At 62.2% G+C, this 21,575-nt stretch carries 17 protein-coding genes and 1 pseudogene; 11 read left to right on the plus strand and 7 right to left on the minus strand.

What is annotated here, in order from left to right:
- Positions 1-50: 50 nt before the first annotated feature.
- The 4 genes from P8H27_RS14980 to P8H27_RS14995 all read right to left on the minus strand — a co-directional run bounded on the left by P8H27_RS14980 (position 51) and on the right by P8H27_RS14995 (position 3,726).
- Positions 51-791, minus strand: a complete 741-nt coding sequence (locus P8H27_RS14980; RefSeq protein ID WP_289638369.1) for a YciK family oxidoreductase — start codon at positions 789-791, stop codon at positions 51-53.
- Between the two features lie 110 nt (positions 792-901).
- The gene (gene mupP, locus P8H27_RS14985) at positions 902-1,573 is read right to left on the minus strand and encodes an N-acetylmuramic acid 6-phosphate phosphatase MupP (RefSeq protein WP_289638370.1); all 672 of its coding nucleotides are present in this window, start codon (positions 1,571-1,573) and stop codon (positions 902-904) included.
- Positions 1,573-2,271 carry a bifunctional 2-polyprenyl-6-hydroxyphenol methylase/3-demethylubiquinol 3-O-methyltransferase UbiG gene (ubiG, locus tag P8H27_RS14990; RefSeq protein ID WP_289638371.1) on the minus strand — a complete coding sequence of 233 codons (699 nt, stop codon included), beginning with the start codon at positions 2,269-2,271 and terminating at the stop codon, positions 1,573-1,575. The genes mupP and ubiG overlap by 1 nt, the downstream gene beginning before the upstream one ends.
- 132 nt (positions 2,272-2,403) lie before the next feature.
- Positions 2,404-3,726 (minus strand): TRZ/ATZ family hydrolase, encoded by a 1,323-nt coding sequence (locus P8H27_RS14995; RefSeq protein WP_289638372.1) that lies wholly within the window; start codon positions 3,724-3,726, stop codon positions 2,404-2,406.
- 204 nt (positions 3,727-3,930) lie between these two features.
- Between P8H27_RS14995 and mtnA the strand changes: the two genes are divergently transcribed.
- From mtnA to rpsA, 8 genes are all read left to right on the plus strand, one after another.
- A complete protein-coding gene (gene mtnA / locus P8H27_RS15000; protein WP_289638373.1) occupies positions 3,931-5,007 on the plus strand; it encodes an S-methyl-5-thioribose-1-phosphate isomerase in 1,077 nt (358 codons plus the stop codon).
- A 244-nt stretch (positions 5,008-5,251) separates the two neighbouring features.
- On the plus strand, positions 5,252-8,023 hold the full coding sequence (gyrA, locus tag P8H27_RS15005) for a DNA gyrase subunit A (RefSeq protein ID WP_289638374.1): 2,772 nt from the start codon (positions 5,252-5,254) through the stop codon (positions 8,021-8,023).
- Positions 8,024-8,118: 95 nt separating this feature from the next.
- The gene (gene serC / locus P8H27_RS15010) at positions 8,119-9,204 is read left to right on the plus strand and encodes a 3-phosphoserine/phosphohydroxythreonine transaminase (protein ID WP_289638375.1); all 1,086 of its coding nucleotides are present in this window, start codon (positions 8,119-8,121) and stop codon (positions 9,202-9,204) included.
- A complete protein-coding gene (gene pheA, locus P8H27_RS15015) occupies positions 9,204-10,298 on the plus strand; it encodes a prephenate dehydratase (protein ID WP_289638376.1) in 1,095 nt (364 codons plus the stop codon). The genes serC and pheA overlap by 1 nt, the downstream gene beginning before the upstream one ends.
- A gap of 120 nt (positions 10,299-10,418) precedes the next feature.
- Positions 10,419-11,525 carry a histidinol-phosphate transaminase gene (gene hisC / locus P8H27_RS15020; RefSeq protein ID WP_289638377.1) on the plus strand — a complete coding sequence of 369 codons (1,107 nt, stop codon included), beginning with the start codon at positions 10,419-10,421 and terminating at the stop codon, positions 11,523-11,525.
- Positions 11,526-11,569: 44 nt separating this feature from the next.
- Complete coding sequence (locus P8H27_RS15025) at positions 11,570-13,792, plus strand: bifunctional prephenate dehydrogenase/3-phosphoshikimate 1-carboxyvinyltransferase (RefSeq protein WP_289638378.1); 2,223 nt, start codon at positions 11,570-11,572, stop codon at positions 13,790-13,792.
- A complete protein-coding gene (cmk, locus tag P8H27_RS15030) occupies positions 13,789-14,472 on the plus strand; it encodes a (d)CMP kinase (RefSeq protein WP_289638380.1) in 684 nt (227 codons plus the stop codon). Before P8H27_RS15025 ends, cmk begins: the two co-directional genes overlap by 4 nt.
- Positions 14,473-14,623: 151 nt before the next feature.
- On the plus strand, positions 14,624-16,309 hold the full coding sequence (gene rpsA, locus P8H27_RS15035; protein WP_289638382.1) for a 30S ribosomal protein S1: 1,686 nt from the start codon (positions 14,624-14,626) through the stop codon (positions 16,307-16,309).
- Between the two features lie 295 nt (positions 16,310-16,604).
- Here the strand turns inward: rpsA and P8H27_RS15040 are convergent, their stop codons facing one another.
- On the minus strand, positions 16,605-17,543 hold the full coding sequence (locus tag P8H27_RS15040) for a DMT family transporter (RefSeq protein ID WP_289638384.1): 939 nt from the start codon (positions 17,541-17,543) through the stop codon (positions 16,605-16,607).
- A 230-nt stretch (positions 17,544-17,773) separates the two neighbouring features.
- On the opposite strand from P8H27_RS15040, the gene aceK reads away from it, so the two are divergent.
- Together aceK and P8H27_RS15050 are read left to right on the plus strand one after the other, a co-directional pair.
- On the plus strand, positions 17,774-19,498 hold the full coding sequence (gene aceK, locus P8H27_RS15045; RefSeq protein ID WP_289638385.1) for a bifunctional isocitrate dehydrogenase kinase/phosphatase: 1,725 nt from the start codon (positions 17,774-17,776) through the stop codon (positions 19,496-19,498).
- 175 nt (positions 19,499-19,673) lie between these two features.
- Positions 19,674-19,808, plus strand: coding sequence for a PA1414 family protein (locus P8H27_RS15050; RefSeq protein WP_289638387.1), 135 nt, complete (start codon positions 19,674-19,676; stop codon positions 19,806-19,808).
- 78 nt (positions 19,809-19,886) lie between these two features.
- Here P8H27_RS15050 and P8H27_RS15055 read toward each other — a convergent pair whose 3' ends face one another.
- Both P8H27_RS15055 and P8H27_RS15060 read right to left on the minus strand, forming a co-directional pair.
- The gene (locus P8H27_RS15055) at positions 19,887-20,621 is read right to left on the minus strand and encodes an MBL fold metallo-hydrolase (RefSeq protein ID WP_289638389.1); all 735 of its coding nucleotides are present in this window, start codon (positions 20,619-20,621) and stop codon (positions 19,887-19,889) included.
- A gap of 144 nt (positions 20,622-20,765) precedes the next feature.
- Positions 20,766-20,849: pseudogene (locus tag P8H27_RS15060) on the minus strand (hypothetical protein); the annotation flags it as partial.
- Positions 20,850-20,966: 117 nt separating this feature from the next.
- Here P8H27_RS15060 and P8H27_RS15065 point away from each other — a divergent pair.
- Positions 20,967-21,560, plus strand: a complete 594-nt coding sequence (locus P8H27_RS15065; RefSeq protein ID WP_289638391.1) for a tRNA-uridine aminocarboxypropyltransferase — start codon at positions 20,967-20,969, stop codon at positions 21,558-21,560.
- Positions 21,561-21,575 lie beyond the last annotated feature (15 nt).

The raw sequence follows: 21,575 nt of genomic DNA on the forward strand, positions 1-21,575 counted from the left end.
CGGCGGGTGCGTTGCCATTTTTCTGCCGCTTCAGCTGGCGCTTGCGAGTCTTACTGGGCGTCGAATGCCTGGCCATTGACGCCGCTGCTGTCGGGGCCCATCAGGTACAGGTAGACCGGCATAATCGCCTCAGGCAGCGGGTTGCTCGCCGGGTTTTCCCCTGGATAGGCCTGGGCGCGCATATCGGTACGGGTGGCGCCCGGGTTAATGCTGTTGGCGCGCACCGGCGCCACGCCGTCGACTTCATCGGCCAGAACCTGCATCAAGCCCTCGGTGGCGAACTTGGAGACCGCGTAAGCGCCCCAATAGGCGCGGCCTTTGCGTCCGACGCTGCTCGAGGTGAAGACCACCGAGGCGTCGCTGGAAAGCTTCAGCAGGGGCAGCAGGGTGCTGGTGAGCATAAAGGTGGCGCTGACATTGACCTGCATCACGCGCATGAAATTGTCGCCGGAGAGCTGCTCCAGCGGTGTGCGCGGGCCAACAATCGAGGCGTTGTGCAGCAGGCCATCGAGCTTGCCGAATTCGCGCTCGATCATGGCTGCCAGTTCGTCGTACTGGTGCGGTAGGGCGGTTTCCAGGTTGAACGGGATCACCGCGGGTTGCGGGTGGCCGGCGGCTTCGATGGCGTCGTAGACCTGGCAGAGGTTTGCTTCAGTCTTGCCCAGCAGCAGCACGGTCGCCCCGTGGCCGGCAAAGGTTCGGGCGGCGGCGGCGCCAATCCCGCGGCCGGCGCCGGTGACCAGGATCACCCGATCCTTGAGCAAATCGGGGCGGGCGGAATATTGGAACATGGGTGGCTCCTTCGGGGGCGGCAAGCCTCAAGCGGCAAGCATCAAGTTAAAAGCTAAAGAGTGGCTGCGGGCTTCCGGCCGCATGCGGGGGGGAGCGTGCGGCTGCTGCGTCAGCAGCTGCACAGCGCCCGTTCGAGCACTGCGCGCAGCTCCAGCGGGTGGTCGACTACTACGTCGGCGCCCCAGTTTCTCGGGTTGTCGTCCGGGTGAATATAGCCATAGGTCACCGCCGCGGTTCTGGTTCCGGCGGCACGCCCCGACTCGATGTCGCGCAGGTCGTCGCCGACGAACAGGACGCTGGCTGGATCCAGGCCCAGTTGGCTGCAGGCCAGGATCATCGGCTCCGGATCGGGTTTGCTGTTGCTGACATGCTCCGGGCAGATCAGGATGGCCGAGCGCTCGGCCAGGCCCAGTCGCTGCATAATCGGTTCGGCGAAGCGCAGCGGTTTGTTGGTCACCACGCCCCAGATCAGCTTGGCCCGCTCGATATCGGCGAGCAGTTCATTGATGCCGTCGAAAGGGTGGGTCAGCACCGCACAGTGAGCCTGATAACGTTCGAGGAACTCTAGGCGCAGGGCTTCGAACTGCTCGGCCAGCGGATCCATGGCGAAACTCGCCGCAACCATGGCGCGGGCGCCGCCGGAAATTTGGTCGCGGATCAGTTTGTCATCCACTGCGGCGAGTCCGCGTTCGGCGCGCATCGCCTGGCAGATGGCGATAAAGTCCGGTGCGCTGTCGAGCAGGGTGCCATCCATATCGAAAAGAACTGCACGCAAACGCATCAGGCCTCCTTGAGCGTTTGGAGCATGTAATTGACGTCGACATCCGCTTCCAACTTGTAATGTTTGGTCAGCGGGTTGTAGGTCAGGCCGATGATGTCTTTGACCTGCAGGCCGGCTTCGCGGCTCCAGGCGCCCAGTTCCGAGGGGCGGATGAACTTCTTGAAGTCATGGGTGCCGCGCGGTAGCAGGCGCAGCAGGTACTCCGCGCCTATCACCGCGAACATGTAAGCCTTGGGGTTGCGGTTGATGGTGGAGAAGAATACCTGGCCGCCGGGCTTGACCAGGGTCTGACAGGCGCGGATCACCGAGGCCGGATCCGGAACGTGTTCGAGCATTTCCAGGCAGGTGACCACGTCGAACTGCCCGGGCATTTCCAGCGCCAGGGCTTCGGCCGTGATCTGTCGGTACTGCACCGAGACGCCGGACTCCAGTTGATGCAGCTGGGCCACGGCCAGGGGGGCTTCGCCCATGTCGATACCGGTTACTTCGGCGCCGCGCTGGGCCATGGCTTCGCTGAGAATGCCGCCGCCGCAGCCGATGTCGAGCACCTTCTTGCCGGCCAGGCTGACGCGTTCCGCAATCCAGTTGACCCGCAGCGGGTTGATCTCGTGCAGGGGTTTGAATTCGCTTTCGCGATCCCACCAGCGGTGGGCGAGGGCTTCGAATTTGGCGATTTCGGCGTGATCGACGTTGCTCATAAGTCTTCCTGGGTGAAACGGCAAAATGGCAGGCCTGGGCTAAATGGCTTCATGTTGCCAGTTTCGTGGTTTGGAGTGGGTGTCTATTGCGCAGCCGATCCTATGTCAGGTTGTCGCAGCCAGACCGGTGTTCTATTGCTTGCTGGCGATCTTCGCCCCCCAGGCGCGAGCGTTGGCGATGATCCGTTGTTCGTCCAGGCGCGTCAGCCGGCCGGCGTCGAGCAGGTGCTTGCCGCCAACCCAGACGTCTTCGACGCAGTCGCGGTTGCTGGTATAGATCAGTTGCGAAACCGGGTCGTAGATCGGCTGCTGGGCCAGGCCGGCCAGGTTGAATGTCACCAGGTCGGCGGCTTTGCCCGGCTCCAACGAGCCGATCCGGTCATCCAGGCCGAGGGCGCGGGCGCCATTCAGGGTCGCCATGCGCAGAGCCCGGTGGGCATCCAGGGCGCTGGCCGAGCCGGCGACGGCTTTGGCCAGCAGGGCGGCCGTGCGGGTTTCGCCGAGCAGATCCAGGTCGTTGTTGCTGGCGGCGCCGTCGGTGCCGATGGCCACATTGACTCCGGCCTGCCAGAGCTTTTCCACCGGACAGAAGCCGCAGGCCAGCTTGAGGTTGGACTCCGGGCAATGGATCACGCTGCTGTTGCTGGCCACCAGCAGGGCCAGATCCTCATCATCGATCTGGGTCATGTGCACGGCCTGAAAGCGCGGGCCGAGCAGGCCGAGTCGCGCCAATCGCGCCAACGGTCGCTCGCCATAGCGCTGCAGGCTCTGCTGCACCTCGAAGGCGGTTTCATGCACGTGCATATGGATGCCGGCATCCAACTCTTCGGCGAGTATGCGGATGTTTTCCAGCTTGTCGTCGCTCACCGTATAGGGGGCGTGGGGGCCGAAGGCGACGCTCAGGCGCGGGTGATGCTTGAGGTCGTCGAACAGTGCCAGCCCTTTGCGCAGCGCTTCGTCGGCATCGCGGGCGCCGGGAATGGGGAAATCCAGTACCGGAATGGTTATCTGCGCGCGCATACCGCTCTTGTGCACCAGTTCGCTGGCCACTTCGGGGAAGAAGTACATGTCCGAGAAGCAGGTGATGCCACCCTTGAGTTGCTCGGCGATGGCCAGTTCGGTGCCGTCCAGGACGAAGCGTTCATCCACCCAGCGGGCCTCGGCCGGCCAGATGTGCTGCTCCAGCCAATTGGCCAGCGGCAGTTCGTCGGCCATGCCGCGGAACAGGCTCATGGCGGCGTGGCCGTGAGCGTTGACTAGCCCCGGTGCCAGCAGTCGGCCGGGCAGTTCGCGGACTTCCAGTGCTTTGTGCTTGAGGGCTTCGGCCCGCGGCGCGATCAGCGCGATGCGTCCGTCGCGGATGCCCAGGCCGTGCTCGTGCAGCACCACTCCCGCGGGTTCGACCGGCACCAGCCAGGTTGGGAGTAGGAGAAGGTCGAGAGGGGCTTCGGGCATGCCTGGGGCTTCCTGCAAGTATCTGAATCGTCGAGTTTATAGGGGAATGTCGTGCGCTTGAAGCCGTGCAGCCATAAGCCGTAAGTTTCAGGCGGCAAGTAAAAGCGAAAAGCTTGACGAACACTCGGGTGCCGAGTCGGGCGCTACGCCGCTTGCCGCCGTATCTCTGCGTATAATGGTCGGCTTTTCGGGGCGAGGTGTGTCATGCGCGAGCAATTGTTAGCGGCGGAGAAGGTTCAGGCCATTGATTGGCGCGATGGCGCTCTGCATCTGCTCGATCAGCGCGTGTTGCCGTTCGAGCAAAGTTGGCATGTCTGCCGTTCGGCAGCGGCCGTCGCCGAGGCGATTCGCCTGATGGTGGTGCGTGGGGCGCCGGCTATCGGCATCAGTGCGGCCTACGCGGTGGTGCTCGGCGCGCGCGCGCGGGTGGCCGCGGGCGGTGACTGGCGTGCGGCCTTGGAGGCAGATTTTCAGGTGCTGGCCGAGTCGCGGCCGACGGCGGTCAATCTGTTTTGGGCGCTCAATCGAATGCGTGAGCGCATGGCGCGTATTAAAGAAGGTGAGGATCCGGTTGCGCTGCTGGAGAGCGAGGCGCTGGGTATTCATCAGAGCGACCGTGAAGCCAACCTGACCATGGCGCAGATCGGTGTCGACCTGATTCGCAAGCATCAGGGCAATCGGCAGAACCTGTTGACCCACTGCAATGCCGGTGCCCTGGCCACTGGCGGCTTCGGTACGGCGCTGGGGGTGATTCGCGCGGCCTACCTGGAGGGGTTGGTCGAGCGCATTTATGTCGATGAAACCCGTCCCTGGCTGCAAGGCTCGCGCCTGACCGCCTGGGAGTTGGCGGGCGAGGGTATCCCGGTCAGCCTGAATGTCGATTCGGCTGCGGCGCACCTGATGAAGACCCGCGGTATCACCTGGGTTATCGTCGGTGCCGACCGGATCGCCGCCAATGGCGATGTGGCGAACAAGATCGGCACTTACCAGTTGGCGGTCAATGCCATGCACCATGGTGTGCGTTTCATGGTGGTGGCGCCGAGCTCGACCATCGATATGGCGCTGGAAAGCGGTGACGACATCCCCATCGAAGAGCGTGATGCCAGCGAGCTGCTGGAACTCAATGGTCAGCGAGTGGCGGCGGGGGTGGATGCGCTCAATCCGGTGTTTGACGTGACCCCGGCTGATCTGGTTGATTTCATCGTGACCGAGAAGGGGGTGGTTGAGCGGCCGGATGCGGCGAAAATGGCCCGCTTGATGTGCCGCAAGCGCTTGCATTGAGCCGGTTGGGTGCACCCTCTCCCTGCTCGGTCAGTGGCCGCCTGGGGATAGGTGCGGGGCAGTGATTGTGATAAACTCCGGCGGTTTTCAGGGGCGCCGGCCACGGTCGCCTTAACTGCGCAGATACATGGCATAACTCATTGATTTTTCGTGAGTCGCTGCGGGCATTAAGCTGCGGCGGCAAGCTTCGCCTCGTTCAGGATGAATGACGCGGAGTTTCACCAGAAAAGGAACCAGGCTACTCATGGGCGAACTGGCCAAAGAAATCCTCCCGGTCAATATCGAAGACGAACTCAAGCAGTCCTACCTCGACTACGCGATGAGCGTAATCGTCGGGCGTGCCCTGCCGGATGCGCGCGATGGCTTGAAGCCCGTGCATCGGCGTGTGCTCTTTGCAATGAGTGAGTTGGGTAACGACTGGAACAAGGCATACAAGAAGTCCGCCCGCGTGGTCGGTGACGTGATCGGTAAGTACCACCCGCATGGCGATACCGCGGTGTACGACACCATCGTCCGTATGGCTCAGCCCTTCTCCCTGCGTTACCTGCTGGTCGACGGTCAGGGCAACTTCGGTTCGGTGGACGGCGACAACGCCGCCGCCATGCGTTACACCGAAGTGCGCATGACCAAACTGGCCCACGAACTGCTGGCCGACCTGCACAAGGAAACCGTCGACTGGGTGCCGAACTACGACGGCACCGAGATGATTCCGGCGGTCATGCCGACCAAAGTACCCAATCTGTTGGTCAACGGTTCCAGTGGGATCGCCGTGGGCATGGCCACCAACATTCCGCCGCACAACCTCACGGAAGTGATCAACGGCTGCCTGGCGCTGATCGACAACCCCGAGCTGACGGTCGATGAACTGATGCAGTACATCCCGGGCCCGGACTTCCCCACGGCGGCGATCATCAACGGCCGTGCCGGCATCATCGAGGCCTACCGCACCGGTCGCGGGCGCATCTATATGCGCGCCCGGGCGATCATCGAAGACATCGACAAGGTCGGCGGCCGTCAGCAGATCATCGTCAGCGAGCTGCCGTATCAGCTGAACAAGGCACGCCTGATCGAGAAGATCGCCGAGCTGGTCAAAGAGAAGAAGCTCGACGGCATCACCGAGTTGCGTGACGAGTCCGACAAGGACGGCATGCGCATCGTCATCGAGTTGCGCCGCGGCGAAGTGGCGGAAGTGGTGCTCAACAACCTCTACGCCCAGACCCAGATGCAGAGCGTATTCGGCATCAACGTGGTGGCGCTGATCGATGGCCAGCCGAAAGTCCTCAATCTCAAGGACATGCTCGAAGCCTTTGTTCTGCACCGCCGAGAAGTGGTCACCCGGCGCACCGTGTTCGAGCTGCGCAAGGCGCGCGAGCGCGGGCATATCCTCGAAGGCCAGGCAGTGGCACTGTCCAACATCGATCCGGTGATCGCCCTGATTAAGGCCTCGCCGTCGCCTGCCGAAGCCAAGGAAGCGTTGATTGCCACCGCCTGGGAATCGACTGCGGTGGAAGCCATGGTCGAGCGCGCCGGTGCCGACTCCTGCCGTCCGGAAACCCTCGAACCGCAGTACGGTCTGCGCGATGGCAAGTATTACCTGTCGCCGGAACAGGCCCAGGCCATTCTGGAGTTGCGCCTGCACCGCCTGACCGGTCTGGAGCACGAGAAGCTGCTGGCCGAATACCAGGAAATTCTCACCCAGATCGGCGAGCTGATCCGCATCCTCACCAGCGCCGTGCGCCTGATGGAAGTGATTCGCGAAGAGCTGGAAGCGGTCAAGGCCGAGTTCGGCGATGCGCGCCGCACCGAGATTCTCGATGCGCGTCTGGATCTGACCCTGGGCGACTTGATCACCGAAGAAGAGCGGGTGGTGACCATCTCCCACACCGGTTACGCCAAATCGCAGCCGCTGAGCGCCTATCAGGCGCAGCGTCGTGGCGGTAAAGGCAAGTCGGCCACCGGCATCAAGGATGAGGACTACATTGCCCACCTGCTGGTTGCCAACAGCCACTCCACCCTGTTGCTGTTCTCCAGCAAGGGCAAGGTGTACTGGCTGAAGACCTACGAAATTCCCGAGGCCTCGCGTGCCGCCCGCGGTCGTCCGCTGGTCAATCTGTTGCCGCTGGATGAGGGCGAGTACATCACCACCATGCTGCAGATCGATCTGGAAGCCCTGCAGCAGAGTGCCGGTGCCGATGAAGAGCTGGACGACGCCGAGGATGCGGTGATCGAGGGCGAGGTGCTCGAAGCCGACGATGCTGCCGATGTGGCCGAGGTCGAGGAAATCGACGGCGAGACGGCGCAGCTGGTGGCCGAACCCACCGGAGCCTATATCTTCATGGCCACCGCTTTCGGTACGGTGAAGAGGGCCCCGCTGGCGCAATTCAGCCGGCCACGTTCCAGCGGCCTGATCGCCCTGAAACTCAAGGAAGGCGACACCCTGATCGCCGCCGCCATCACTGACGGCTCCACGGAGGTCATGCTGTTCTCCGAGGCTGGCAAGGTGATTCGCTTCGCCGAGAGTGCGGTGAAGGTCAGGAACCGGGTCGCGGGCGGTATTCGTGGCATGCGGCTGGGTAAGGGCCAGCAGTTGATCTCCATGTTGATTCCCGAGTCGGGGGCGCAGATTCTCACCGCTTCCGAGCGTGGTTTCGGCAAGCGCACGCCGTTGAGCAAGTTTCCCCGTCGCGGACGTGGCGGCCAGGGCGTGATCGCCATGGTCAGCAACGAACGTAACGGCAAGCTGGTGGGCGCCGTGCAGGTACTCGACGACGAGGAAATCATGCTGATTTCCGACCAGGGCACCTTGGTGCGTACCCGGGTTGGCGAAGTCTCCAGCCTCGGCCGTAACACCCAGGGCGTGACCCTGATCAAGCTGGCCAAGGATGAAAAGCTGGTGGGCCTCGAGCGGGTGCAGGAACCATCCGCAGAGGAGGCTGACGAGTTGCTTGAAGGTGACGAGGCTCTGGGCGACGATGGGGCGGAAGCTGCTGACGAGAGTCCTGCCAGCGAAGAGTGATGTGCATGAGCGAGGTGCGACCTCGCTCATTGCCGCGTTGGATTCGGCGGCTGGCCGGCAGTGGCCAGTCGTCCAACATTTGAGCGAGAGTGGATGTGAGCAAACGAGCCTATAACTTCTGCGCCGGCCCGGCCGCGCTTCCTGAAGCTGTTCTGCAACGCGCCCAGGCGGAACTCCTCGACTGGCAGGGTAAAGGCCTGTCGGTGATGGAGATGAGCCACCGCAGCGACGACTACATGGCCATTGCCGCCAAGGCCGAGCAGGATTTGCGCGATTTGCTCAGTATTCCCTCCGACTATAAAGTGCTGTTTCTGCAGGGCGGTGCCAGCCAGCAGTTCGCCGAGATTCCGCTCAACCTGCTGCCTGAAGACGGCGTGGCCGACTACATCGACACCGGCATTTGGTCGAAGAAGAGCATCGAAGAGGCTCGCCGTTACGGCGCCATCAATGTCGCCGCCAGCGCCAAGCCTTACGACTATTTCGCGATTCCCGGGCAGAACGAGTGGCAACTGTCGAACCGTGCCGCCTACCTGCATTACACGCCGAACGAGACCATCGGCGGCCTCGAATTCGACTGGATTCCCGAGGTCGGTGACGTGCCTTTGGTGGCGGATATGTCTTCGGACATCCTCTCGCGGCCGATCGATGTGTCGAAGTTCGGCCTGATCTATGCGGGCGCGCAGAAGAATATCGGCCCGTCCGGCCTGGTGGTGACCATCGTTCGCGAAGACCTGCTCGGCCGCGCCCGCAGCATCTGCCCGACCATGCTCAATTACAAGGTCGCTGCCGACAACGGCTCGATGTACAACACTCCGGCGACCTTTTCCTGGTACCTCTCCGGCCTGGTGTTCGAATGGTTGAAGGAGCAGGGCGGGGTCGAGGCCATGGAGCGGCGTAACCGGGCCAAGAAAGAGCTGCTCTACGGCGTTATCGATGGCAGCGAGCTGTACAGCAACCCGATTGCGCTCAATGCCCGCTCCTGGATGAACGTGCCCTTCCGTCTGGTCGACGAGCGTCTGGACAAACCGTTCCTCGCTGGTGCCGAGGCCCGCAACCTGCTTAACCTCAAGGGTCACCGTTCGGTCGGCGGCATGCGTGCCTCCATCTATAACGCCGTGGGCCTGGATGCCGTCGAGGCGCTGGTGGCTTATATGGCGGAATTCGAGAGGGAACACGGCTGATGTCCGAGCAAGAGTTGCAGGCCCTGCGCCTGCGCATCGATAACCTCGACGAGCGAATTCTCGAGCTGATCAGCGATCGCGCGCGCTGCGCCGAAGAAGTGGCACGGGTCAAGATGCTGGCGTTGCCGCAAGGCGAGAAGCCGGTGTTCTACCGTCCCGAGCGTGAAGCCCAGGTGCTCAAACGCATCATGGAGCGCAACCAGGGGCCGCTGGGCAACGAGGAAATGGCGCGGCTGTTTCGCGAGATCATGTCCTCCTGCCTGGCCTTGGAGAACCCGCTGAAGGTCGCTTACCTCGGCCCGGAAGGCACCTTCTCCCAGGCTGCGGCGATGAAGCATTTCGGTCACGCGGTGATCAGCGTGCCGATGGCGGCGATCGACGAGGTGTTTCGCGAGGTGGCCGCCGGCGCGGTCAACTTCGGCGTGGTGCCGGTGGAGAACTCCACCGAGGGCGCGATCAACCACACCCTGGACAGTTTCCTCGAGCACGACATGGTCATCTGCGGCGAGGTCGAGCTGCGTATCCACCATCATCTGCTGGTCGGCGAAACCACCAAGACCGACAAGATCACCCGCATCTACTCCCATGCCCAGTCGCTGGCCCAGTGCCGCAAGTGGCTGGATGCGCACTACCCGAACGTCGAGCGGGTGGCGGTGTCGAGCAACGCCGACGCAGCCAAGCGGGTCAAGAGCGAGTGGAATTCGGCGGCGATTGCCGGCGACATGGCGGCCAGTCTGTATGGCTTGAGCAAGCTGGCCGAGAAGATCGAGGATCGCCCGGACAACTCGACGCGCTTCTTGATCATCGGCAGCCAGGAAGTGCCGCCGACCGGCGACGACAAGACCTCGGTCATCGTCTCCATGCGCAACAAGCCGGGCGCCCTGCATGAACTGCTGGTGCCATTCCACACCAACGGCATCGACCTGACCCGCATCGAGACCCGCCCGTCGCGCAGCGGCAAGTGGACCTACGTGTTTTTCATCGACTTCGTCGGCCATCACCGCGATCCGCTGATCAAGGACGTGCTGGAGAAGATCAACCAGGAAGCCGTGGCGCTCAAGGTGCTGGGCTCCTACCCGAAGGCGGTACTTTAATCCGGGCCGTCTCGGGCGCTGCATGAGCTCTGCGTAGGCGCGGCCTCGGCCGCGAAATTCGCGACTGAAGTCGCTCCTACGAAGGGCGCGAGCGCCCAGCCGTGCTAACGAGGCTTTGCTATGACCGATTTCCTTGCCCTGGCCCAGCCTGGGGTGCAAAAGCTGTCGCCCTATGTGCCGGGCAAACCGGTGGACGAGCTGGCCCGCGAGCTGGACCTGGATCCAGCCACCATCGTCAAGCTGGCCAGCAATGAAAACCCGCTGGGCCCGAGCCCGAAAGCGCTGCAGGCGATTGCTGAGGCGCTGGCCGAGCTGACCCGCTATCCCGATGGCAATGGCTTCGAACTGAAAAGCCGGCTGGCCGAGCGCTGTGGCGTGCAGGTCAATCAGGTCACCCTGGGTAACGGCTCCAACGACATTCTCGAGTTGGTGGCGCGTGCTTATCTGGCGCCCGGTCTGAATGCGGTGTTCAGCGAGCATGCCTTTGCCGTCTACCCGATTGCCACCCAAGCGGTCGGGGCGCAAGGCAAGGTGGTGCCAGCCAAAGACCATGGTCACGATCTGCAGGCCATGCTCGCCGCCATCGACGCCCATACCCGGGTGGTGTTCATCGCCAATCCGAACAACCCGACCGGCACCTGGTTCGGTTCGCAGGCGCTGAGCGAGTTCCTCGCCCGTGTGCCGGAACATGTGCTGGTGGTGCTGGACGAGGCCTATATCGAATACGCCGAGGGCGACGCGTTGCCGGATGGCCTCGACTACTTGGCCGACTACCCGAACCTGCTGGTGTCGCGCACCTTCTCCAAAGCCTATGGTCTGGCGGCGTTGCGCGTCGGTTACGCGATCGGTTCGGCGCAGATCGCCGATGTGCTCAACCGTGTGCGTCAGCCGTTCAACGTCAACAGCCTGGCCTTGGCGGCCGCCTGTGCGGCGTTCGACGATGCCGAGTACCTGGCGCAAAGTCGTCGGGTCAACGCCGCCGGCATGGCGCAGCTGGAAGCGGGTTTCCGCGCGCTGGAACTGAGCTGGATTCCGTCCAAGGGCAACTTCATTGCCGTCGACCTCGGTCGTGAGTCCATGCCGATATACCAGGCACTGCTGCGTGAAGGCGTGATAGTGCGGCCGGTGGCCAATTACGGCATGCCGACCTACCTGCGTGTCTCCATTGGCTTGGCGCAAGAAAATGCCCGCTTCCTCGAGGCGCTGGCCAAGGTGCTGGGCGCGTGAGGGAGTCGAAGGCCGTCGTAACCAAAGTGCAATCCGGCGACCCTATGATCGGCCGCCTGGTGGTGGTCGGTCTCGGTTTGATCGGCGGTTCGTTCGCCAAGGGTTTGCGTGAGCGCGGCCTGTGTCGGGAGGTCGTGGGGGTCGATCTTGACCCGCAGTCGCGTCGTCTGGCTATCGAGCAGGGCGTGGTCGATCGCTGCGAGGAGCAGTTGGCCAGCGCCTGTCAGGGGGCCGCGGTGATCCAGTTGGCAGTGCCCATCCTGGCCATGGAAAAGCTGCTGGTGGAGCTGGCCAAGCTCGACCTGGGCGATGCCGTGCTCACCGATGTCGGCAGTGCCAAAGGCAATGTGGTGCGGGCTGCCGGTGCGGCGTTTGGCGCGATGCCTGCGCGCTTCGTGCCGGGCCATCCGATTGCCGGTTCCGAGCGAAGTGGCGTGGAGGCGGCCAATGCCGAGTTGTTTCGTCGGCATAAGGTGATTTTGACACCGCTCGCACAAACCGATCCGCAGGCGTTGCAGTTGGTCGACCGGCTCTGGCGCGAGCTGGGTGCGGATGTCGAGCATATGCAGGTCGAGCACCATGATCAGGTGCTCGCCGCGACCAGTCATCTGCCGCACCTGCTGGCGTTTGGTCTGGTCGACTCGCTGGCCAAACGCAGCGAGAATCTGGAGATTTTCCGTTACGCTGCCGGCGGCTTCCGCGATTTCACGCGGATCGCCGGTAGCGACCCGGTGATGTGGCACGACATCTTTCTCGCCAATCGCGAGGCCGTGCTGCATACCCTGGATCTATTTCGCGGCGACCTCGACGCTTTGCGCGATGCGGTCGACGCTGGGGATGGCCATCAGCTGCTGGGGGTGTTTACCCGCGCTCGGGTGGCCCGCGAACATTTCAGCAAAATTCTAGCCCGACGGGCCTATGTGGACGCTATGCACTCGAATGATCTGATTTTTCTGGCTAACCCCGGTGGCAAACTGTCTGGGCGGATTCGCGTTCCGGGCGACAAATCCATCTCGCACCGCTCGATCATGCTGGGTTCGCTGGCCGAGGGGACTACCGAGGTCGAAGGTTTCCTCGAGGGCGAAGATGCCCTGGCGACCCTGCAGGCCTTCCGCGACATGGGTGTGGTGATCGAAGGCCCGCACCACGGTCGGGTGACTATTCATGGCGTTGGTCTGCATGGTTTGCAGGCGCCGCCCGGGCCTATCTATCTGGGCAACTCCGGCACCTCCATGCGCCTGCTCGCCGGCCTGCTGGCGGGGCAGTCGTTCGACACCACCCTGACTGGCGATGCTTCGTTGTCCAAGCGGCCGATGAATCGGGTGGCCAAGCCGCTACGCGAGATGGGCGCGCTGATCGAAACCGCTGCCGAGGGGCGTCCACCGTTGACCATTCGTGGCGGTCAGCGTCTGGGGGGGATGCATTATGAAATGCCGATGGCCAGCGCCCAGGTAAAATCCTGCCTGTTGTTGGCCGGCTTGTATGCGGCGGGGCAGACCTCGGTCACCGAGCCGGCACCGACCCGCGACCATACCGAGCGCATGCTGCGCGGCTTCGGCTATCCGGTGGCGGTCGAGGGCAGCACCGCCAGCCTGGAGTCCGGTCATCGGCTGAGTGCCAGCCATATCGAGGTGCCGGCGGACATTTCCTCGGCCGCCTTCTTCCTGGTCGCCGGCAGCATCGCCGAGGATTCCGAGCTGGTTCTCGAACATGTCGGCATCAACCCGACCCGCACCGGGGTGATCGACATCCTCAAGCTGATGGGCGGCGATATCGGCCTGGAGAATCAGCGTGAAGTCGGTGGCGAGCCGGTGGCGGACATTCGCGTACGCAGTGCCAAGCTGCACGGCATCGATATTCCGGAGCATCTGGTGCCGCTGGCCATCGACGAATTCCCCGTGCTGTTCGTGGCGGCTGCGTGTGCCGCAGGCCGCACCGTGCTGCGCGGTGCCGAGGAGCTGCGGGTCAAGGAATCCGACCGTATCCAGGTCATGGCCGACGGCCTGCAGGCGCTGGGGGTCAAGGTCGAGCCGACTCCGGACGGCATTATTATCGATGGGGTCGCCACCGGCGGCGGCAGCATGGGTGGTGGCGAGGTCTGGAGTCATGGCGACCATCGTATTGCCATGGCTTTCAGCGTGGCATCGCTGCGCGCCACGGCGCCGATCCGTATCCACGATTGCGCCAACGTCGCCACCTCGTTCCCGAACTTCCTGGCCCTGGCGGCACAGGTCGGTATCCGGGTCGCCGAGGAGGGCAAGTCATGATCGCCGTGGCGTCGGTTATCACTATCGATGGGCCAAGCGGCTCGGGCAAGGGCACAATCGCCGGCTTGCTGGCGCGGCAGTTGGGCTGGAACCTGCTGGATTCCGGAGCCCTGTATCGCTTGCTGGCATTTGCCGCGCGCAACCATGGGGTCGACCTAACCAACGAGGAGGCGATGAAGGTGCTGGCCGCCCACCTGGACGTGCAGTTCGTCGCAGGGGACGAGAGCCAGCGCATCATCCTCGAAGGCGAGGAAGTGACCGACGTCATTCGCAACGAGCAGATCGGCGCAGGCGCCTCGCAAGTGGCTGCGCTACCCGCCGTGCGCGAGGCGTTGCTGCAGCGCCAGCGGGCATTCCAGGAAATGCCCGGGTTGGTCGCCGATGGTCGCGATATGGGCACCGTGGTGTTTCCCGACGCGCCACTGAAGATTTTTCTAACCGCCAGCGCCGAGGAGCGTGCTCGGCGGCGTTACTTGCAGTTGAAGGGCAAGGGCGATGATGTTAATCTCGCGAGTCTTCTCGACGAGATTCGGGCGCGCGATGAGCGCGATACCCAGCGCGCAGTGGCTCCGCTCAAACCGGCAGCCGATGCGATCCAGCTGGATTCCACCGACCTCTCGATCGAGCAGGTGCTGGAACGAATTCTGAGTGAGGTCGCCATCCGCGATCTTGCCGGATAACCCGAGCCTCAGCTGCTTAAGCTGATCAGCTCACCAGGAAGCATGCGGGAGACCAGTCCTAGTCCCGTGTGCCTTCTTTTATATGAACGTACCCACATTGTCTGGAATGTGGTTTGGGCGGATTCCCTGCCCTGAATCAACAGGAATTAAAATGAGCGAAAGCTTTGCTGAACTGTTTGAAGAAAGCCTAAAAACCCTGAACCTTCAGGCTGGCTCGATCATCACCGCTATCATCGTCGACATCGATTACCAAGCTGGTTGGGTAACCGTTCACGCTGGTTTGAAGTCGGAAGGCCTCATCCCGCTGGAACAGTTCCACAACGACGCTGGCGAGCTGACCATCAAGGTCGGTGACGAAGTTCACGTTGCGCTGGACGCGGTTGAAGATGGCTTTGGTGAAACCAAGCTGTCCCGCGAAAAAGCCAAACGTGCCGAGTGCTGGATCGTTCTGGAAGCAGCTTTCGCCGCCGAGGAAGTGGTCAAGGGCGTTATCAACGGTAAGGTTAAAGGCGGCTTCACTGTCGACGTTAACGGCATCCGTGCGTTCCTCCCAGGTTCCTTGGTCGATGTCCGTCCGGTGCGTGATACCACTCACCTGGAAGGCAAAGAGCTCGAATTCAAAGTCATCAAGCTGGATCAGAAGCGCAACAACGTTGTCGTTTCCCGTCGCAGCGTGCTGGAAGCCGAGAACAGCGCCGAGCGCGAAGCTCTGCTGGAATCCCTGCAGGAAGGCCAGCAAGTCAAGGGTATCGTCAAGAACCTCACGGATTACGGCGCGTTCGTCGATCTGGGTGGCGTCGATGGCCTGCTGCACATCACCGACATGGCCTGGAAGCGCATCAAGCATCCGTCCGAGATCGTCAACGTTGGCGACGAGATCGACGTCAAGGTACTGAAGTACGATCGCGAGCGTAACCGCGTTTCCCTGGGTCTGAAGCAACTGGGCGAAGACCCATGGGTTGCTATCAAGGCGCGTTACCCGGAAGGCACCCGCGTTACCGCGCGCGTCACCAACCTGACCGACTACGGCTGCTTCGCCGAGCTGGAAGAAGGCGTGGAAGGCCTGGTACACGTATCCGAAATGGATTGGACCAACAAGAACATCCACCCGTCCAAAGTCGTACAGGTTGGCGACGAAGTGGAAGTTCAGGTTCTGGATATCGACGAAGAGCGTCGCCGTATCTCCCTGGGTATCAAGCAGTGCAAAACTAACCCGTGGGAAGATTTCTCCGGTCAGTTCAACAAGGGCGACAAGATCTCCGGCACCATCAAGTCGATCACCGATTTCGGTATCTTCATTGGTCTGGATGGCGGCATCGACGGCCTGGTTCATCTGTCCGACATCTCCTGGAACGAAGTCGGCGAAGAAGCCGTACGCCGCTTCAAGAAGGGCGACGAGCTGGAAACCGTTATCCTCTCCGTCGATCCGGAGCGTGAGCGCATTTCCCTCGGCATCAAGCAGCTGGAAGAAGACCCGTTCTCCGACTACGTTGCTGTTAACGATAAAGGCACCATCGTGCGCGGTATCGTTAAAGAAGTTGACGCCAAGGGCGCGATCATCACCCTGGCCGATGGTATCGAAGCGACTCTGAAAGCCTCCGAAATCAGCCGTGACCGCGTTGAAGACGCGCGCAACGTACTGAAAGAAGGCGAAGAAGTAGAAGCCAAGATCATCAGCGTTGACCGTAAGAGCCGCGTAATCAGCTTGTCGGTCAAGTCGAAAGACGTTGAAGACGAGAAAGAAGCCATCAAGGAAATGCGCAAGCAGGAAGTTGAAGCTTCTGGTCCGACCACCATTGGTGATCTGCTCCGTGCACAAATGGAAAAGCAGAACTAAGTTCGGCTAATCCAGAAAAAGGGCGACTTCGGTCGCCCTTTTTTGTGTCCGGAATTTGCTCGGTTGTCGGCTCGCCGCTGACTTCCGTTTGGGTTGCCTGCGCCTGCTGTGCAGTGATTTGGCTGTTGCGCTGATGACGTGCAGCGCACTCGTCCATGTCGTTGAGTCGACGCTTGCGAGGCTGTGCACAATGCCTATCGGTCTGCCCACGTGCTGCGTGAGGTGGCGTGCAGCGTGCCGCGCCGGCAGTCTCGCCGGGAGATGGGCGGTGACGGCGGCCGCGCCACGCCCCTCTCTACGGGCGTTGGTCAAGTCTGGTGGCGTCTTGGCTGGCGCTGTTTGGCGCTTTTACCCGAGTACTCGGTCGCACCACCAGCCACAGGGCAATGGCGATCAACACGCCGCCATACAGGTAGGCCCAGGACAGTGGTTCGTCGAGGAGCAGGGCGCCCCACAACACACCGAACGGCGGGATCAGAAAGGTGGTGGTCGATGCCTTGATCGGGCCGATATCGGTCAGCAGGCGGAAATACAGCACGTAAGCGAAGGCCGTGCAGATAAAGCCAAGCCCAGCCAGGGACAGCCACTCCTGAAGGCCGCCCCAGCTCGCTGGCGGTTGTAGGATCAAACTGCCCGCGAACAGGGGCAGGAGGAACAGGCTGGCACCGCAGAGGCTGCTGAACGCGGTGAGGCGATTGTCCAGGCCGCCTTGCTGGCCGATCCAGCGCCGGGTGAGAAAGCCGGCAAAACCGTAACAGGTGGTGGCGATCAGGCAGGCCGCGGCGCCGAGCAGCAGTTGCTGATCGACCGCGACCGGGCCGGTGCGGGTCAACACGGCGACGCCAAACAAGCCAAGCGCCACTCCAGCGGCTTTGCTCAACGTCAGCGCCTCGGCGAAGAACAGCATGCCGATCAGTACGCCCATCATCGGCGTGGTGGCGTTGAATATCGCCGAGTAGCCGGCGGGCAGCACCAGCGCCGCCAGGCAATACATGGCCGACGGCAGACCGGCATTGATCACTCCGAGCACCAGGCAGTGCTTGAGCTTGCCGCGAAAGTCCCACTGCACTCGCATGATCAGCAAAATTGCCAGCAGGCCGAGAGCGCCCAGGCTGGCGCGGAAGAATGCGCTCGGCATGCTGCCGAGCACGGGGGCAACGATGCGCATGAATAGAAAGCTGGCGCCCCAGATGGCGGCGAGCACTAACAGGCGCAGCAGGTCGGCGAGGCGCACAACGAACTCCAGATCGGCTAGCAGGCCGTTGAAAAATGTAGGCTAGGGGCGAGCAGTGTTGCCGGGCATGTTTGGCAAGGCAATGCGAAAACAACTTTTAAATTCGCCAGCCGGGAATATTTCGCCGCGATAAACCCAGTTAGGCGTTTTTCCGGCTTTTCCTCGGGGCAGTCACTGGCTAAGCTCGGCAGTTCATTCAGTCGGTTCATTTTTTACTTAGAGGTCTGTCCATGCCGCAGCAATGGCCCGCCAGCGCTATCGCCACGCTTATCCTCGATGGTTTTGACGATTATCGTGAGCAGTTCCGTCAGATCACCAACGGGGGCCGGGTACGATTCGAGCAGGCGCAGTGGCAGGAAATTCAGCGGGCTGCGGCCGCCCGTATTGCCCTGTACGAAGAGTTCGTCAGCGAGGTCAGTGAGCGTCTGCGCCAGGCCTACCCGGCTGAGGTGCTGCTGGATGTGGCGCAGTGGCCGCTGGTCAAGTCGGCCTACATCGCCCTGATCAACGTGCGTTGCGACGACGAACTGGCGGAGACCTGGTTCAACTCGATCTTCTGCGGGCTGTTCAGCCATGACCAGATTAACGATGGCTGCATGTTCATTCACACCACGCGCCCGGCGCTACGGGCCAATGCCCCGGCGCCGCTGACCCGGATTTACCGACCCCAGGGTAATATCGAGCAGGCGCTGCGGCAGATCTTCGAGGATTACCGTTTCGAAGTGGCTTACGAGAACCTCGAACGGGATCTGGCGCGGTTGCTCAAGCAGATGCGCGAGAACTTGCCGGACTGGGTGTGCAAGGATCCGCAGCTGAGTATCGAACTGTTCTCCTCGCGCCTGTACCGCAACAAGGGCGCCTATCTGGTCGGGCGCATCAATACCCGTGACGAGCAGTGGCCGCTGGTGATCCCGCTGCTGCACCGCGAGGATCAGGGAATTCAGATCGATACGCTGATCACCGATGAGGCCGAGGTGTCGATCATCTTCTCCTTCACCCGTTCCTATTTCATGGTGCGGGTCGGCTATCCGGCCGAGTTCGTCGGCTTTCTCAAGCGCATCCTGCCGGGCAAGCACATTGCCGAGCTGTATACCTCGATCGGTTTCTACAAGCATGGCAAGTCGGAATTCTACCGTGCGCTGATCAACCACCTGGCCAACACCGACGACAAGTTCATCATGGCCCCCGGCGTGCGCGGCATGGTCATGAGCGTGTTCACCCTGACGGGCTTCAACACCGTGTTCAAGATCATCAAGGATCGCTTCGCGCCGTCGAAGAACGTCGACCGCAATACGGTGATCGAGAAGTACCGCCTGGTGAAGAGTGTCGACCGGGTCGGCAGGATGGCCGATACCCAGGAATTCGCCGATTTTCGCTTCCCCAAGGCCAAGTTCGAGGCGGCTTGTCTGGCCGAGTTGCTGGAAGTGGCGCCGTCGACCGTCGAGGTCGACGGCGATACCGTGCTGATCCGCCACTGCTGGACCGAGCGGCGCATGACCCCGCTGAATATGTATGTCGAAAATGCCAGCGAAGCCCAGGTTCGCGAAGCGCTGGATGATTATGGCCTGGCGATCAAGCAGTTGGCCGCGGCCAATATCTTCCCCGGCGACATGCTGCTGAAGAACTTTGGCGTCACCCGCCATGGCCGAGTGGTGTTTTACGACTACGACGAAATTTGCTTTCTCACCGAAGTCAATTTTCGACATATTCCGCCGCCGCGCTATCCGGAGGATGAGATGGCCTCCGAACCCTGGTATTCCGTGGCGCCGCTGGACGTGTTCCCCGAGGAGTTCCCGCCGTTCCTGTTTGCCGATATCAAACAGCGCCGTTTGTTCAGCCAGTTGCATGGCGAATTGTATGACGCCGATTATTGGAAAAGCCTGCAAGATGCGATTCGCGCCGGCAAGGTGATCGACGTATTCCCTTACCGGCGCAAAACCGAGCAGGCTGAATAGGGGCTGTCACGGGGCGGTGCGCAACCTTTGGCACTGGCTTTTGCCCAGGCCGACAGTCGGTCATGTTTAGGGCTGTTTGATTTGCGGCAAGCCTCGGCAATTGCGCCGGGGTTAATCTACGCTGAGATGAGGCGCATCGAGCGCCTTGTTGAAGTCCTTGGCAGGAGGGTATTCCATGAGCGCCAAGTTGTATAACGCCTTACACGACCTGTTGGTTGCCTTGGGCTTGCTTGATCGGCCGAAACTGCAACCTGTCCCTGTGCGTACCGACGATCAGCGCCGCCCGCAAGCGCCGCGTCGACGCCGCTAATATTTCAAGGCAGGGTGGGCTTTTAGCCCACCAAAGCCGTTTATCGACAACCGCCGCTTCGGCTGAGCCACAGCCAAGCTAGAGCAGGTGCGGGTGGTCGATAAACCATTGCTCGATCAGTTCGCGCATGCGCTCACCGGAAAAGCTCGGGAAATGCCCGCCATGTAGGTTGCGTACCGGTAGGTGGCGCAGCCGGGCCAGGCTTTGCGCGTAATCCTGCAGGTTCGAGTGATAAGCATCTTCGATCAACGGGCCGTCATAGAGAATATCGCCGGAGAACAACGTCTGCGTCGCCGCCTCCCATAGGCTGATACCGCCGGGTGAATGACCTGGGGTATGCAACACCTGCAATACCCGGTCGCCTAAATCCAGCACATCGCCGTCTTCGATCAGGCGCGTCGCCGGCGCCGCCTTGACCCGGTATTCGGCGTAGCACAGCGGGCAATCTGGGTGCGCCTCGAACATCTCGTCGTTGACGAAATCCGCCGCCAGGGTATTGGCCCCGGTCGGCGCGGCGAGGATGTCTGCCTCGGCAGGATGCACCAGGCGTTCGGTGAGCTCGTGATGGCCGGCGATATGGTCGAAGTGGGTATGGCTGGCCACCGCCAGCAATGGCCGCTCGGTGAGCCAGGGCAATTGCTCGCGCAGGCTGACCAGGCCGGAACCGGAGTCGATCAGTGCGTCGTGCTCACGTCCTCGCACATGCCACAGGTTGCAGCGGTAGAAGGGGCGGATATAGGGCTCATGGATCAGTGCGATGCCATCCTGCAGATGACGCACCTCGAACCAGTTGTTGCGGGTGACGATTTTCATCTGGCTGACCTTGTCGCCTGGTGTAGCTTGAGTCTAGGCGCAGCGCCCAGTGGCAAGCCACGCCGTTCGGCGGCCGCCGTCAGGGATGGAGGGGGCAGCTCAGTACTTCGATGATCAACGGATGAGCGTTTGGTGCCTCGCGCAGTAGCTGGGCCAGGTGTGCGCGCCGGGGATGCCGAATAGGGTGTCGACGCCCCAGGTTTCGAGTTGCTTGACGAGAAATTCGCCACGTCCGGGCCTGTGTGGGCTACCTGCCGGAACGCTATGCCCACGCCTGGGGCGAGCAGGGTCGCTTGCGCGCTGTCAGCGGAGCTTGTGGCACACTGCGCGACTGAGGAGATGCCGATGCCACGCCCCCATTGCCCACGCTGTAACCGTCCGCTCGATCGCTGTTTATGTGCGCTGATTCCCCGGTTGCCGAGTCGCACGCGGGTGCTGATCCTGCAGCACCCGAGCGAGGTCAGGCATGCGTTGAATACCGCGCGGTTGGCGGCGTTGGCGTTGCCCAACGCCGAGTTGCGCGTCGGCGAAGTGTTCGAGGATTTGCCGGCGTTGTTGACGCCGCCGGGCTATCGGGCCTGCTTATTGTTTCCGGGGGAGGAGGCCCAGCCGCTGCTGCAGTTGGCGGCGCATCTGCACGAGCAGCCGCTGCTGCTGGTGGTGCCGGATGGCACCTGGCGCAAGGCGCGCAAACTGCTGCATTGCAATCCGGCGCTGGCTGCTCTGCCGCGAGTCAGCCTGCAACCCGGCCTGCAGTCGCGCTACCGGTTACGCAAGGCGCCGCAGGCGGGGGCACTGTCGACCATCGAAGCCATTGTCAGTGCACTGGAAACCCTGGAGGCGCCGGCCCGTTTCGATGCGCTGCTCAAACCCTTTGAAGCCCTGATCGAGGGACAGATCGCGGCGATGGGCGAGGAGACCTTCAGGCGCAATCACTAGGGCGGCTGAGCCGGC

Source organism: Pseudomonas sp. sp1636 (assembly GCF_030376615.1).
GTDB lineage: Bacteria > Pseudomonadota > Gammaproteobacteria > Pseudomonadales > Pseudomonadaceae > Aquipseudomonas.

Excerpts from the sequence above, each read along its gene's own strand:
- P8H27_RS15065 (WP_289638391.1), top strand. The coding sequence starts at position 20,967 with ATGCCACGCCCCCATTGCCCACGCTGTAACCGTCCGCTCGATCGCTGT.
- P8H27_RS15055 (WP_289638389.1), bottom strand. The coding sequence starts at position 20,621 with ATGAAAATCGTCACCCGCAACAACTGGTTCGAGGTGCGTCATCTGCAG.
- hisC (WP_289638377.1), top strand. The coding sequence starts at position 10,419 with ATGACCGATTTCCTTGCCCTGGCCCAGCCTGGGGTGCAAAAGCTGTCG.
- P8H27_RS15025 (WP_289638378.1), top strand. The coding sequence starts at position 11,570 with ATGATCGGCCGCCTGGTGGTGGTCGGTCTCGGTTTGATCGGCGGTTCG.
- mtnA (WP_289638373.1), top strand. The coding sequence starts at position 3,931 with ATGCGCGAGCAATTGTTAGCGGCGGAGAAGGTTCAGGCCATTGATTGG.
- rpsA (WP_289638382.1), top strand. The coding sequence starts at position 14,624 with ATGAGCGAAAGCTTTGCTGAACTGTTTGAAGAAAGCCTAAAAACCCTG.
- ubiG (WP_289638371.1), bottom strand. The coding sequence starts at position 2,271 with ATGAGCAACGTCGATCACGCCGAAATCGCCAAATTCGAAGCCCTCGCC.
- cmk (WP_289638380.1), top strand. The coding sequence starts at position 13,789 with ATGATCGCCGTGGCGTCGGTTATCACTATCGATGGGCCAAGCGGCTCG.
- P8H27_RS14995 (WP_289638372.1), bottom strand. The coding sequence starts at position 3,726 with ATGCCCGAAGCCCCTCTCGACCTTCTCCTACTCCCAACCTGGCTGGTG.
- mupP (WP_289638370.1), bottom strand. The coding sequence starts at position 1,573 with ATGCGTTTGCGTGCAGTTCTTTTCGATATGGATGGCACCCTGCTCGAC.
- P8H27_RS15050 (WP_289638387.1), top strand. The coding sequence starts at position 19,674 with ATGAGCGCCAAGTTGTATAACGCCTTACACGACCTGTTGGTTGCCTTG.
- P8H27_RS14980 (WP_289638369.1), bottom strand. The coding sequence starts at position 791 with ATGTTCCAATATTCCGCCCGCCCCGATTTGCTCAAGGATCGGGTGATC.
- pheA (WP_289638376.1), top strand. The coding sequence starts at position 9,204 with ATGTCCGAGCAAGAGTTGCAGGCCCTGCGCCTGCGCATCGATAACCTC.
- gyrA (WP_289638374.1), top strand. The coding sequence starts at position 5,252 with ATGGGCGAACTGGCCAAAGAAATCCTCCCGGTCAATATCGAAGACGAA.
- aceK (WP_289638385.1), top strand. The coding sequence starts at position 17,774 with ATGCCGCAGCAATGGCCCGCCAGCGCTATCGCCACGCTTATCCTCGAT.